This window comes from Roseibium sp. JB4-4 (assembly GCF_055693425.1).
In genome coordinates, this window is the sequence record NZ_CM146333.1 from 3,965,001 (window position 1) to 3,978,707 (window position 13,707).

Consider the following 13,707-nt stretch of genomic DNA (forward strand, 5'->3'; position numbering starts at 1 on the left):
GTCAGTTTGTGTTTAGCCTTTGAGGGCTTGGGTTTTAAAAGGGACCTTTGCTTGATCTGGTGAGATGCAGACGATGTTTGCGTGATCTGTTCAGAGGTTTATTGGGTGTTTAACGCGCTCAAGCAGCCGAAGGCGGCAGCGCAAGCAGACATGATCTTTTTTGCGCCTTTGGCGCGAAAAAAGATGAACATTGATAATGAGAGTGATCAAGTGTCTTAAGGGCATTCGGTGGATGCCTTGGCGACAAGAGGCGATGAAGGACGTGATACGCTGCGATAAGTCATGGGGAGCTGCGAATAAGCTTTGATCCGTGAATTTCCGAATGGGGAAACCCACTCCTTTATGGAGTATCCCGCAAGGGAAGCAAACCCGGGGAACTGAAACATCTAAGTACCCGGAGGAAAGGACATCAACCGAGACTCCGCTAGTAGTGGCGAGCGAACGCGGACCAGGCCAGTGGCTTGTAGATAAGAACCGGAACCGTTTGGAAAGTCGGGCCTTAGTGGGTGATAGCCCCGTACGGGTAGAAGTTCTGCAAGTCCTTGAGTAGGGCGGGACACGTGAAATCCTGTCTGAACGTGGGGGGACCACCCTCCAAGCCTAAGTACTCCTTGTCGACCGATAGCGAACAAGTACCGTGAGGGAAAGGTGAAAAGCACCCCGACGAGGGGAGTGAAACAGACCCTGAAACCGGATGCCTACAAACAGTTGGAGGGCGCAAGCCTGACAGCGTACCTTTTGTATAATGGGTCAGCGACTTAATTTAACGAGCAAGCTTAAGCCGGTAGGTGTAGGCGCAGCGAAAGCGAGTCTGAATAGGGCGTTTTAGTTCGTTGGATTAGACCCGAAACCGAGTGATCTAGCCATGGCCAGGTTGAAGGTGCGGTAACACGCACTGGAGGACCGAACCCACGCCTGTTGAAAAAGTCGGGGATGAGCTGTGGCTAGGGGTGAAAGGCCAATCAAACTCGGAAATAGCTGGTTCTCCGCGAAATCTATTTAGGTAGAGCGTCGGATGAATACTCTCGGGGGTAGAGCACTGGATGGGCTATGGGGGCTTACCGCCTTACTGATCCTAACCAAACTCCGAATACCGAGAAGTACTATCCGGCAGACACACAGTGGGTGCTAACGTCCATTGTGGAGAGGGAAACAACCCTGACCGCCAGTTAAGGTCCCTAAGTTATGGCTAAGTGGGAAAGGATGTAGGACTCCCAAAACAACCAGGATGTTGGCTTAGAAGCAGCCATCATTTAAAGAAAGCGTAACAGCTCACTGGTCTAAATAAGGGGTCCCGCGCCGAAAATGTACCGGGGCTCAAGCCATACACCGAAACTGCGGGTGCATCTTTGATGCGCGGTAGCGGAGCGTTCTGTAAGTCTGCGAAGGGAGACCTGTGAGGGCTCCTGGAGATATCAGAAGTGCGAATGCTGACATGAGTAACGATAAAGAGTGTGAGAGACACTCTCGCCGAAAGTCCAAGGGTTCCTGCGCAACGCTAATCGGCGCAGGGTTAGCCGGCCCCTAAGGCGAGGCCGAAAGGCGTAGTCGATGGGAATGCAGTTAATATTCTGCAGCTTGGTGGTAGTGACGGATGCCGTGTGTTGTATCTCCTTATTGGATTGGGGGTGCAGCGAAGGTGTTCCAGGAAATAGCTCCACCGTATAAACCGTACCCGAAACCGACACAGGTGGACTGGTAGAGAATACCAAGGCGCTTGAGAGAACTATGCTGAAGGAACTCGGCAAAATGCTCCCGTAAGTTCGCGAGAAGGGAGACCTCAGTTCGGGCAACCGGATTGGGGTGGCACAGACCAGGGGGTGGCGACTGTTTATCAAAAACACAGGGCTCTGCGAAGTCGCAAGACGACGTATAGGGTCTGACGCCTGCCCGGTGCTGGAAGGTTAAGAGGAGGTGTGCAAGCACCGAATTGAAGCCCCAGTAAACGGCGGCCGTAACTATAACGGTCCTAAGGTAGCGAAATTCCTTGTCGGGTAAGTTCCGACCTGCACGAATGGCGTAACGACTTCCCCGCTGTCTCCAGCATAGACTCAGTGAAATTGAATTCCCCGTGAAGATGCGGGGTTCCTGCGGTCAGACGGAAAGACCCCGTGCACCTTTACTACAGCTTCACACTGGTATTCGTCACGACATGTGTAGGATAGGTGGTAGACGTTGAAGCCTTGGCGCCAGCTGAGGTGGAGTCACCCTTGAAATACCACCCTTGTCGTCATGGATATCTAACCGCGGTACAACAATATCCGGGACCGTGTGTGGCGGGTAGTTTGACTGGGGCGGTCGCCTCCCAAATGGTAACGGAGGCGCGCGAAGGTGGGCTCAGAGCGGTCGGAAATCGCTCGTTGAGTGCAATGGCATAAGCCTGCCTGACTGCGAGACTGACAAGTCGAGCAGAGACGAAAGTCGGCCATAGTGATCCGGTGGTCCCTCGTGGAAGGGCCATCGCTCAACGGATAAAAGGTACGCCGGGGATAACAGGCTGATGATGCCCAAGAGTCCATATCGACGGCATTGTTTGGCACCTCGATGTCGACTCATCACATCCTGGGGCTGGAGCAGGTCCCAAGGGTTTGGCTGTTCGCCAATTAAAGTGGTACGTGAGTTGGGTTCAGAACGTCGCGAGACAGTTCGGTCCCTATCTGCCGTGGGTGTAGGAGAATTGAGAGGATCTGTCCCTAGTACGAGAGGACCGGGATGGACGTACCTCTGGTGGACCTGTTGTGGCGCCAGCCGCATTGCAGGGTAGCTATGTACGGAAGGGATAACCGCTGAAAGCATCTAAGCGGGAAACCCACCTCAAAACCAGCTCTCCCTGAAGAGCCGTGGAAGACCACCACGTCGATAGGAAGCGTGTGGAAGTGCGGCAACGCATGAAGCTTAGCTTTACTAATAGCTCGTTCGGCTTGATCCTCTCATTAGTCAATGTTCATCTTTTAAAGGCGCCCATGGCGCATTTAAAAGATCATGCGGTTTTGTTCTCACGGACGTACCGGTCCTCACGGACCTGTCCTGCGAACCACGCGGCCTGACCGGCCGGCGCGCACTTGCGCTTGCGGAGTAAAGCTCCGGAACGTGCCCAAACCGAAATCGATCAATAATTAAGAAAAGACCAGTGTTCTCAAAGCCTTCAGGCTCTTGATCTGCAAGGAAAAAGAGCCCGGACCGAAGGGTCCGCAAGGCTGACCGGCCGCCGCGCATGCTTGCGCGCCCCGTCCGGAGGTTAGGGCGAAGCCCGCTCAACCGTGAGGATAAACTCATCTTACCAGTTCACAACAAACTGCGCTTCGCCGGCCTGGTGGCCCCAGCGGGGAGCCCCCACCCGATCCCATCCCGAACTCGGCCGTGAAACTCCCCAGCGCCAATGGTACTGCATCTTAAGGTGTGGGAGAGTAGGTCGCCGCCAGGCCTGCTAAACGCAGTTTGAAACTCTTCAATTTGCTGTCGCTCACGCGCGTACCGCCCTTCGGGCTGCGCTCCGCGAGGGCGGCCTGACCGGCCGGCGGCCTCTTGGCCTTGCCTCCGCTGCGCTCCGGATCTTAAGTCCCATGTCAGCGCAGTCCTCCGGTCAACCCGAAATCACGGGCATGCCCCACATGGAGCAGCCCACGCGACGACCGAAGATCCAAAAGATCGAGGACGCGCAAAAAATAACGCGGGATGGAGCAGTCCGGTAGCTCGTCAGGCTCATAACCTGAAGGTCGCAGGTTCAAATCCTGCTCCCGCAACCAAATTCGACAACAGCCTCATCCCGTAAGGGGTGGGGCTGTTGTCGTATTCGGGTAACGGATACAGGATGTGGACCCAGCAAAGCGGGCCAAAAAGGCCCGATTTGCGGTTCACGACAAGGGCGAAGCCCGAAGGCGCAATGGAGCAAAGCGAACATAAAATCCTGCTCCCGCAACCAACAAAAACAAGCCGACCCTCCAGGGCGGCTTTTTTGTTGGAAGGGGTCGCCGATTTTAACCTGACGGGGTCCTTCAAGGAGCGCCAAAGCCAGACGCAGAAGAGCAAAAAACAACCAAATCCTGCGCACGCAAACAACAAAAAAGCCGCCCTCCAGGGCGGCCTTTTTGTTTTGGTGCAATGAGAACCAAAATCAAAACAAAACAACAAAATATCCCAACGCGCTCAACGCAAATAGACGAAGGCGAACGGGAAAAACCTACGACAAACGGCAAGGGTCCTGGTGCAAAAGTTTCTCCATTGTTGGCCTTAAAAATTTTGTTTTGGTTTCGAACCGCAGACACTTGAAACCGTTGTTTCCTATTAGGAAGTATCGATTTGAGTTGCCTCGGTGTGCGGATTTGGTTCGTGGAAACAATGATTTATCTCTCTAGTTCCACGTTGGTGTCGAGACGGTCTTTGAAGCTTTGATGGTGGGCTTTCATACGTATTCCGATGATTGATCAAGTGGGGTACGGCCCCGATGCGATCATGAACTTGACCTTCCAAACTCGAAGTGCAATATTTTGCACCAACGCAATATTTTGCACTTCGAGTGATATGAATGGCAATTGAAGCTAAAAACAATCCGGACGTTGCAGCGCGAGCTGCCTGGTTGCATTTCGTCGGCGGATTGACTCAGGGTGAAGTTGCTCGGCATCTCAATGTCACCAATACGCGTGCGCATCGTTTGATTGCACGTGCTCAGGCTGACGGTCTGGTTCAGATTTTTGTCGACGTGGAAGCCACCGAATGCGTCATGCTTGAGCGCCAGCTCATGGAGCGGTTCGGTTTGAATTTCTGCCGTGTCGCGATGGAGATACCGGAAAGTGGACCGATGCCGCTGCGCTCGCTTGCCACTGTCGGTGCCCAATATCTTATGGAAGTGTCGAGCGGAAGCCGTCACAAGATCATTGGCCTTGGAAATGGCCGCACGCTTACCGCATCCGTGAATGCGATGGGGCGGGATCCGGTGGTCGGAAAGCAGTTTGTGTCGGTTCTCGGCGGCCTTACACGCTCCTATGCCGCGAATCCATATGACGTCATATATCGCCTGGCCCAGAAAACAGGTGCTGAAGCACACCTTCTACCGGCCCCGCTTTATGCCAACAGTGCCGCGGACAAGATGGTGATGACGAAGCAATTCGGAATTGCGGACACAATGGCTCTGATCGACGAGGCGTCTCTTGTCGTTCTGGGTGTCGGCAGCCTAGATCCTGATAAGGGAAGCATCATCGACACGGCCATTGATGATCCAAACCGCACGAAAGAGCTGCGCGAAAGTGGTGCCGTTGCCGAGCTTTTAGGCCAGTTTTTCGACATTGACGGACGCCAGATCGAAACAGAGTTCGACCAGCGCGTCATGGCGCCGCCGATCGAAAGCCTGAATGGCCGGGAAGTGACCGCGATTGCTGGAGGAGCAACCAAAGTCAGGGCGATCACAGCTGCACTCAGGAATGGACATTTGACCGGACTATTGACTGACGAGGTAACAGCCAAGGCGCTTTTAGAAGATCAAAAATGACGCGGTGCGCCAAATTTCACCAGGGAGGAAATAAGGATGTACGACAAGGAAAAAGATGCCATAGGGGCGTTCTTGCGCGGGGAAATGGATCGCAGAGCGCTTATCCGACGTCTTGGCGGACTCGGGATGACCGCAGCATCTGCTGGCACACTCTACAACATGATGGCGTCAAACGCGCTTGCGGCTGATTTCGATTGGCAAAAGCACAAGGGCAAAAGCGTCAAGCTGCTGTTGAACAAGCATCCCTATACGGATGCCATGATTGCCAATCTGCCGGCCTTCAAAGAATTGACCGGGATGGATGTCAGCTACGACATTTTTCCAGAAGACGTTTATTTCGACAAAGTTACAGCGGCGCTGTCCTCCCGTTCCAGTGAGTATGATGCCTTTATGACCGGGGCCTACATGACCTGGACCTACGGTCCGGCGGGGTGGATTGTCGATCACAATGAATGGATCAACGATCCTTCAAAAACCAATCCGAACTACAATTGGGATGACATGCTGGAAGGCGTGCGCAAATCCTGTGCGTGGAACGGTGTCCCGGGTGGTGAACTTGGCTCTGACGATGCCAAGCAATGGTGCATCCCCTGGGGCTACGAGCAGAACAATCTGACCTTTAACGCTGCCATGTTTGAAAAGGCCGGTGTGAAAGTGCCGACCAACCTGGACGAGATGCTGGAAGCTGCTGCCGCCGTGCAGGCAGGGAACGACGGTGTTTACGGAATAGGTGTCCGCGGGTCGCGCTCATGGGCAACGATCCATCCGGGCTTCCTCTCCGCTTATGCGAATTTCGGCGAATCCGATCTGAGCAATGATGGCGGCAAGCTGAGTGCGGCAATGAACACGCCGGGATCAAAAGAGTTCCATGCCAAATGGGTCAAGATGATCCAGGAAAGCGGTGCCAGTGACTGGTCAACCCATACCTGGTACCAGGTGGGCACGGATCTTGGAGCCGGCAAGTCGGCTATGATCTTCGATGCCGATATTCTGGGTTACTTCATGAATGGCGGTGAGAATGCAATGGCGGGACAGCTGCAGTTCGCACCATTTGCTGCGAACCCGGCAGCCTCGGCACCCACACCGAATATCTGGATCTGGTCGCTTGCCATGACGAAATTCTCCAAGGATCTGGATGCGACCTGGTACTTCATGCAGTGGGCTTCGGGTCCGGAGCACGGCTTGTTCGGGGCAACGGAAATGGATTTCGTGAACCCTGTCCGCAAGTCCGTTTGGGACAGTGACCTTTTCCGTGAGCGGTTGAACAAGAACTATCCTGGCTATGTCGAGATGCACGATGTCTCGGCACCCGGTGCGTCGATCAAGTTCACCGCGCAGCCCTTGTTCTTCGACCTGACAACCGAATGGGCAGCCACCTTGCAAAGGATGGTCGCCAACGAAGTGCCGGTCGATGAAGGCCTTGATCAACTCGCTCAGAGCATGAATTCTCAGCTCAGTGAAGCGGGATTGAGATAGGTCGCAGCCTGCGGCATACGCGGCTCCCAACGTCGCGTATGCCGTTCTGATCCTTTCAACAATGTTTCTCCAAACCTGGTGTTTTTATGACTGACACCGTGATGACCCGGCGACGCCAATTCATTTCGCCCAGGATGCTTCCTTATGTTTTGAGCTTGCCGGCATTGATCGTTTGCATCGGCATTCTCATTCCTTTCGTGACGGCAATCTATTATTCACTCCAGCGCTATCGGATGTCCCAGCCCTGGAACCGGGAAATGAACTGGGGCGAAAACTACGTCAGGTTTTTGACTGACGCTGATTTTTGGAACACGTTGAAGGTGTCGCTTGTCTATGCTGGATCCACTGTGGTTCTGGAATTGCTGCTCGGACTGGCGATTGCGCTGCTTTTGAAAAAGCGCAGTCGTGTCAATAACTTCATTTCCATCATGTTGCTCCTGCCTCTGATGACAGCGCCCGCACTGGCCGCGCTGATGTTCAAGCTGATGACAAATCCGAACTTCGGTATCCTGAGCTATTTCATGCAAGTAATCGGCTTTGACGATTTTAGATGGGGTTCGTCACCGGACACGGCTCTCTTTACCGTGATCCTCGTGGATATCTGGGTCTATACACCATTCATGATGATCCTGCTCCTGGCCGGGCTGCGCTCGCTTCCCACCCAGCCTTTCGAGGCCGCGGATTTGGATGGTGTGCCGCAACTTGAGCAGTTCTGGCGGATAACACTGCCCATGCTGATGCCTTACATTCTGACGGCCGCTCTGTTCCGCCTCCTCGACTCAATTCAGCAGTTCGACATCATTTACGCCATGACCCAGGGTGGGCCGGGCGACACTTTGATGGTGTTTCAGGTCGAGGCTTATCTGAATTTCTTCCAGTCGACGAATGTCGGGCGGTCCGCGGCACTGCTGCTGATCCTCTGGGCCATCACGTATGTGCTCTCGAACATTTTCGTCAAGAACTGGCTGCGGCTGCGTGAACGCGCAAAAGGGGGCGCGTGACATGGATCATACTTCTTTCCTGGAGCGCTGGTTCCGGCGTGTCGCGCTTTCGATCATCGTGATCTTTTTCATGTTTCCGATTTTCTGGATCGTACTCATGAGCCTTCAGACGAATGAAACGATCCTGCGTTCGCCGCCATCAATGTCCTTCGTTCCAACATTCGACAACTATCTGGCAATTCTTGCAGGCCGCCTGGACTCCAACGTTGCCAGCATGGGCATCAACTTCGTGAACAATCTGATGAATTCGATCATCCTGTCTGTCTGCTCGGTGGCGGTCGCACTGTGTCTGGGAGTGCCGGCGGCCTACGCCTTCGCGCGGCACAAATTCAAGGGGTCCGAAGACATAGCCTTCACCTTGCTGTCCTTTCGATTTGCCCCGCCTTTGCTGGTTCTGTTGCCGCTGACACTCTATTTTCAGGAAATCGGTCTGGCAGACACCTATCTTGGCCTGGTTTGGGTCTATCAGTTGATTTGTCTTCCGTTGATCTTGTGGATCGTGCGCGGCTATTTCGAGGATATTTCTCCAGACATTGAATATGCCTACCGGATCGCCGGCCACAGCTGGTTCTCGACGTTCCGAAAAATAGCATTGCCGCTTGCTGGCCCGGGCATCGCGGCCGCCGGCCTGCTTGCATTCATATTCGCCTGGAACAACTTCATATTCGCGCTCGTGCTGGCCTCTGCTGACAAGCAGCCAGTCACGGTCGGGGCACTCGCCTTCGTAACCGCATCCGGAATCCAATATGGCCAGATCGCCGCGGCAATCGTGCTGTCGATCGCACCGACGCTCGCGCTTGCACTCTGGGCACAAAAATATCTTGTCGAAGGGCTCTCCCTCGGTGCGGTGAAGGGCTGACCAGATGGGATTTCTTGAACTCAAATCATTGTCAAAATCGTTCGGTGACGAAATCGTTCTGGACGGCGTGTCGCTCAGCGTCCCGGAGGGTGGAACGCTGGTTTTGTTCGGGCGGTCCGGTGCTGGCAAGACAGTCCTGTTGCGCAGCATCGCGGGCGCCATAGACCCTGATGGCGGATCCATCGCGATCGGGGGGAGGACGTTACCTCGGTTCCCCCTGAATATCGCGGTATTGGTATGGCCTTTCAGAACTTCGCGCTGTTCCCGCATATGACAGCCTATGACAATATCGCCAGTTCGCTGACCTCCAAGCGCATGTCCGCGTCAGAGATCCGAACGAAAGTCGATGCCGTTGCCCGGTTGTTGAAGATCGAGCACGTGCTTTCACATGCTCCAAAAGCGCTTTCCAACGGTCAGAAGCAGCGAACCGCGCTTGCCAGGGCACTTGTTGCGGAGCCGAAGATTCTTCTGCTTGATGATCCGCTGCGCAATGTCGATGCGAAGCTGAGATTTGAAATGAGGCTGGAGTTACCGCGGCTGCTGGCAGACCGCGGCGCAACGATCATCTATGTCACTCAGGACTATAAAGAAGCCATGGCCCTGGGCGACCGGATTGCCGTGCTCGATCAGGGAAATATCGTTCAAATCGGATCGCCGGAAGACATCTACAGAAGGCCGGCGAATACGCAAATCGCACAGCTTTTCGGCGATCCGACAATCAACCTTCTCGATGTGGTGCCAAAGCAAGATGATCGCGGCCTGCACGCTTTCCTCTCCGACCAGAGGGTCGATTTTCACGGCCGTTTTCCAGGTGTTGCCGGCAGAGACTGTATCGTTGGCCTGAGGCCGGAGGCACTCTCTTTTGCCAAAGAAGGCGGCTTTCCGGTAACGATTGAGGCGGTTACGCCCTTCAATGAAAAGACCGTCACTCTGGCGACGACCCTGCGCGGCCGGGAAATCCTGTTGTCGCAGCCCGCGCAAGATCCGGTCCCTGCCGGACCGGAGGTAAACCTTCAGATCGCTGCTCAAGACGCGATCCTGTTTGACCGGGCGACAGGGCAGCGTATCGCTCCCGAACCTGACGGAAATCAGGTGGAGGAGGCAGCATGACAGCGCAACTTCATCTGAATTCGATCAACAAACGCTACAATCCCGGTACAGATCACGAAGTGCATGCTGTGCAGGATCTCGACCTTGAAGTCGAGCGTGGAGAGATCGTAGCACTGCTTGGGTCGTCCGGTTGCGGAAAGACATCCACGTTGCGGATGATCGCAGGTTTTGAAGAGGTAAGCGCCGGTGAGGTCTCAATTGACGGGCGCCGAATTGACCGGCTTGCTCCGGCCAAACGCGGTGTTGCCATGGCATTTGAGGGATACTCTCTTTATCCGCCTTTGAGCATCAGGGAGAATATTGCATTCGCGCTCAAGTCCGAGAAGCTCCCGCAATCCGATGTCGACAATCGGGTCGAACAAATTGCGGCACTTCTGGAAATCAGCGACATTCTCGACAAGCGTCCCAATGCTATTTCCGGTGGCCAGCAGCAAAGAGCAAGTTTGGGCCGGGCGCTCATACGGCGCGCGGATCTCCATGTTCTGGATGAACCTATGGGTCAGCTTGAGCCTCAATTGCGGGCGATCCTTCGCGGCAGGATCAAGCATTATATCAAGGAGCATGAGCTAACGGCGATACTGGTAACCCACGACCAGACCGAAGCGAACGCGCTGGCGGACCGGATCGCTGTAATGGAAGGTGGCATTCTTCAGCAGTTCGATACACCGGAAAACCTGAAAAACAGGCCGGCGAACATCTTTACAGGCGCGTTTATCGGAGAACCGCCGATGAATCTCTTTTCGGCTGTTGCCGGTGTTTCGGGCGACCAGGTTGAACTGCGTCTGTCGGCTGACACGGCGTTGAGATATCCAGTGACCGCGTTTTCAGAGGAACTTCGGCAACGCATCCAGCATGATAACGGGATCATGATTGGCATTCGCCCGCATTCGGTTCAACTGACGGAAGAAGGGTTGCCGGCCGAGGTCTTTGCAAACCAGTGGCTTGGCGATCAGACGCATATTGCGGCGCGGTTTGCGGGTGCAAGCATTGTGTCGGTTGTTCATGACCTGGCGTTGCCAAGGCCGGGTGATCAGATCAATGTGTCGATCGCAGCGGCCGATCTGCACATATTCGATACAAAATCTGGTGATGCGCTCAGCCATGGAGGAAACCTGGCATGAGCGAAAAGGATCTCATCATCGGGATCGACGCCGGTACTTCCGTGATCAAGGCTGTGGCGTTTGATCTGTCGGGGCACCAGATCGCGTTTGCGAGCCGGAGAAATGAATATACGTCGCTCGCAAATGGCGGTGTTGAACAGGACATGAACCGAACGTGGCGCGACACGGTTGCGGTGCTGGGTCAGCTGGTTGATTCAGTCCCTGAGTGTGCTTCAAGATGCGCCGCTGTCGCCGTCACCGGTCAAGGGGACGGGACCTGGCTCATCGACCGGAATGGCGAGCCTGTGCATGATGGCTGGTTGTGGCTTGATGCACGGGCCGCCGAAACGTCAAGGCACTTGGCCGAAGGCGCAGAATGCCACGTCATCTATCAGCGTACCGCTACCGGCATCAATGTGTGTCAGATGCGAACCCATCTGTGTTGGATGCGGGACAATGCTCCCGATCTCATTAAGAAGGCTTCGACGGCGTTTCATTGCAAGGACTGGCTCTATTTCAAACTCACCGGGGTTCGGGCCTCCGATATTTCGGAAGGGGTTTTCACGTTCGGTGACTACCGGACAAGAAACTACAGTCCTGAAGTGATCGACACCCTCGGACTGGCGGATCACAAGGAACTTTTGCCGCCAATCATAGACGGGTCGGTTGTTTCCCATGGCTTGTCTGACGAAGCAGCGAAAGTGTGCGGTCTGACGCAGGGGACCCCGATTTGCCTCGGACTTGTGGATGTCATGTGCAGTGCGCTTGGTGCGGGTCTTTATGATCCGGCGGCCGCACCCGGACTGACCATTCTTGGTTCGACAGGAATGCACATGCGTTTCGTGCCTGACGCTGAGGCCGTGGTCCTGAACGATGCACAGTGCGGTTATACCATGCCGTTTCCGGGTGGTGCCTTTGCACAAATGCAAACAAACATGGCTGCCACGTTGAATATCGATTGGGCGCTCGGGATCGCCTCCCAGATCTGCGCAACGCAGAATATGCGCGTGGAACCGGAAATGTTTCTTGCCGCGATAGACGATCTTGTCATCGGAGCAAGACCGGGCAGCGCGTTCTATCATCCCTATATTTCGTCTGCAGGCGAACGGGGACCTTTCACCAATCCCGATGCACGCGCAAGCTGGACGGGCCTCGATCAGGGAACAACCTGGGCTGACATGCTGCGTGCCGTTTTCGATGGCCTCATACTCGCAGGAAGAGACTGTTACGAAACCATGGGCAACGTCCCGGGGGAAATCAGGCTTACAGGCGGTGCCGCTAAATCGAAGGCATTTCGGACGCTGCTTGCCGCAGGTCTCGGAGCACCCGTGCGTACAATAGCGCAACCGGAAGCAGGAGCTGCGGGAGCGGCGATGATTGCCGCAGTTCAGCAAGGCCTTTTTGAAGACGTGGCTTCGGCGGTCGATGTATGGGTCAAGCCGCATCTCAACGATGCCGAACTGCCTGATGAGGAGTTGATGCCTCTCTATAACGGCCTGTTCGACACATATCTGGAAACCCGGCGTGCACTTCCGCACGTGTGGTCAAGTCAATCGAAAGCCAGGCGGGAGCTGAGTTGATGACAACAGTGGCAATCATCGGCGACAGGTTCATGGGTTCTTCCGTCTTTGAACGGGAAATTCTCGCCTCATGTGGCGATCGCGTAACCTGCAAGTGTATCGACCTCGCCTGGCCAGACGAACCGATGGAGCATGGCTATGCGACACCGGGGCTGGAGGGTTTAAAGGAATATTTGGGGACGCCGGAGTTGGTGCTCGATCATCTGCAGGATGCGCAGGTGCTTGTAACTCATCTAGCTCCCGTTTCGGTCGGTGTTCTGGAAGCCGCACCCAATCTCAAGCTGGTCGGGGTCTCTCGCGGTGGACCCGTCAACATCGCAATGGACGAAGCGCGCGAACGAGGTGTTCTTGTTGTGAACACGCCCGGCCGCAACGCATCTGCCGTTGCCGAATTCACTATCGGGGCGATCATTGCAGAGACACGCAACATCACCAAAGGCCATGACTCGTTGCGGAAAGGCGACTATCGAGGTGATCTTTACCGCGCCGACATCGTCGGTAACGAATTGTCCGACATGTGCATCGGTGTCATTGGATACGGTAATGTGGGAACCCGCGTCGTCAAGCTGCTGAGAGCCTTTGGCAGCAAGATCCTCGTCACAGATCCATATGTTCAATTGTCTGTAGAAGACAGTCAGGACGGTGTTGAGCAGGTTGCGCTGGACCGTTTGTTGGGCGAGTCCGACGTTGTAACGCTGCATCCCAGGGTCACCAAGGAAACCACCGGGATGATCGGCAAGGATCAATTTGCCGCGATGAAGCCCGGTGCCGTGGTTATCAATACCGCACGCGGTCCCTTGATGGATTACCAGGCGCTTTTCGAAGCCCTGTCGAGCGGGCAACTTGGTGGCGCGATGCTGGAGACATTTGCTGTCGAGCCGACCGATCCGAATGATCCCCTTCTGCAGCTCCCCAATGTGACGCTCACCCCTCACATCGCCGGCGCATCCCAGAAGACAGTGAAAATTGCCGCACAAAGGATTGCCGAAGAAATCCGGCGATGGATTTCCGACGAGCCACCACTCAGTCCGTGTTGAGGTTTCCGTGAACCTGATGACGCCTGACCATTCCAAGTATGAACCGGAGGGAGATCTCC

General features: G+C 55.0%; 8 protein-coding genes, 1 tRNA gene, 2 rRNA genes and 1 pseudogene. All 12 read left to right on the forward strand.

Annotated features, from left to right (window positions below):
* The first annotated feature begins 204 nt into the window (after positions 1 to 204).
* The 12 genes and pseudogenes from ACZ1HV_RS18695 to ACZ1HV_RS18750 all read left to right on the forward strand — a co-directional run bounded on the left by ACZ1HV_RS18695 (position 205) and on the right by ACZ1HV_RS18750 (position 13,648).
* Positions 205 to 2,929, forward strand: a 23S ribosomal RNA gene (locus ACZ1HV_RS18695).
* A 380-nt stretch (positions 2,930 to 3,309) separates the two neighbouring features.
* A 5S ribosomal RNA gene (gene rrf / locus ACZ1HV_RS18700) occupies positions 3,310 to 3,424 on the forward strand.
* Between the two features lie 245 nt (positions 3,425 to 3,669).
* A tRNA-Met gene (locus ACZ1HV_RS18705) sits at positions 3,670 to 3,746 on the forward strand.
* Positions 3,747 to 3,811: 65 nt separating this feature from the next.
* Complete coding sequence (locus ACZ1HV_RS18710; RefSeq protein WP_472715977.1) at positions 3,812 to 4,105, forward strand: hypothetical protein; 294 nt, start codon at positions 3,812 to 3,814, stop codon at positions 4,103 to 4,105.
* Between the two features lie 420 nt (positions 4,106 to 4,525).
* Entirely contained in the window at positions 4,526 to 5,485 is a 960-nt protein-coding gene (locus ACZ1HV_RS18715; RefSeq protein ID WP_472715978.1) for a sugar-binding transcriptional regulator, read from the forward strand.
* 36 nt (positions 5,486 to 5,521) lie between these two features.
* Positions 5,522 to 6,961: an extracellular solute-binding protein gene (locus ACZ1HV_RS18720; protein WP_298819619.1), complete on the forward strand. Its 1,440-nt coding sequence runs from the start codon at positions 5,522 to 5,524 to the stop codon at positions 6,959 to 6,961.
* A gap of 86 nt (positions 6,962 to 7,047) precedes the next feature.
* The gene (locus ACZ1HV_RS18725) at positions 7,048 to 7,962 is read left to right on the forward strand and encodes a carbohydrate ABC transporter permease (protein WP_472715979.1); all 915 of its coding nucleotides are present in this window, start codon (positions 7,048 to 7,050) and stop codon (positions 7,960 to 7,962) included.
* Position 7,963: 1 nt separating this feature from the next.
* Positions 7,964 to 8,821, forward strand: a complete 858-nt coding sequence (locus tag ACZ1HV_RS18730) for a carbohydrate ABC transporter permease (protein ID WP_298819622.1) — start codon at positions 7,964 to 7,966, stop codon at positions 8,819 to 8,821.
* A 4-nt stretch (positions 8,822 to 8,825) separates the two neighbouring features.
* A pseudogene (locus tag ACZ1HV_RS18735) lies at positions 8,826 to 9,931 on the forward strand (ABC transporter ATP-binding protein).
* Positions 9,928 to 11,052 carry an ABC transporter ATP-binding protein gene (locus ACZ1HV_RS18740; protein WP_298819626.1) on the forward strand — a complete coding sequence of 375 codons (1,125 nt, stop codon included), beginning with the start codon at positions 9,928 to 9,930 and terminating at the stop codon, positions 11,050 to 11,052. The pseudogene ACZ1HV_RS18735 and the gene ACZ1HV_RS18740 overlap by 4 nt, the downstream one beginning before the upstream one ends.
* A complete protein-coding gene (locus ACZ1HV_RS18745) occupies positions 11,049 to 12,611 on the forward strand; it encodes an FGGY family carbohydrate kinase (RefSeq protein WP_472715980.1) in 1,563 nt (520 codons plus the stop codon). Before ACZ1HV_RS18740 ends, ACZ1HV_RS18745 begins: the two co-directional genes overlap by 4 nt.
* On the forward strand, positions 12,611 to 13,648 hold the full coding sequence (locus ACZ1HV_RS18750) for a 2-hydroxyacid dehydrogenase (RefSeq protein WP_472715981.1): 1,038 nt from the start codon (positions 12,611 to 12,613) through the stop codon (positions 13,646 to 13,648). The genes ACZ1HV_RS18745 and ACZ1HV_RS18750 overlap by 1 nt, the downstream gene beginning before the upstream one ends.
* The last annotated feature ends 59 nt before the right edge of the window (positions 13,649 to 13,707 follow it).

What these genes read in the sequence shown, in the direction of transcription:
- ACZ1HV_RS18710 (WP_472715977.1), top strand. Translation starts at nt 3,812, where the DNA reads ATGTGGACCCAGCAAAGCGGGCCAAAAAGGCCCGATTTGCGGTTCACG.
- ACZ1HV_RS18715 (WP_472715978.1), top strand. Translation starts at nt 4,526, where the DNA reads ATGGCAATTGAAGCTAAAAACAATCCGGACGTTGCAGCGCGAGCTGCC.
- ACZ1HV_RS18720 (WP_298819619.1), top strand. Translation starts at nt 5,522, where the DNA reads ATGTACGACAAGGAAAAAGATGCCATAGGGGCGTTCTTGCGCGGGGAA.
- ACZ1HV_RS18725 (WP_472715979.1), top strand. Translation starts at nt 7,048, where the DNA reads ATGACTGACACCGTGATGACCCGGCGACGCCAATTCATTTCGCCCAGG.
- ACZ1HV_RS18730 (WP_298819622.1), top strand. Translation starts at nt 7,964, where the DNA reads ATGGATCATACTTCTTTCCTGGAGCGCTGGTTCCGGCGTGTCGCGCTT.
- ACZ1HV_RS18740 (WP_298819626.1), top strand. Translation starts at nt 9,928, where the DNA reads ATGACAGCGCAACTTCATCTGAATTCGATCAACAAACGCTACAATCCC.
- ACZ1HV_RS18745 (WP_472715980.1), top strand. Translation starts at nt 11,049, where the DNA reads ATGAGCGAAAAGGATCTCATCATCGGGATCGACGCCGGTACTTCCGTG.
- ACZ1HV_RS18750 (WP_472715981.1), top strand. Translation starts at nt 12,611, where the DNA reads ATGACAACAGTGGCAATCATCGGCGACAGGTTCATGGGTTCTTCCGTC.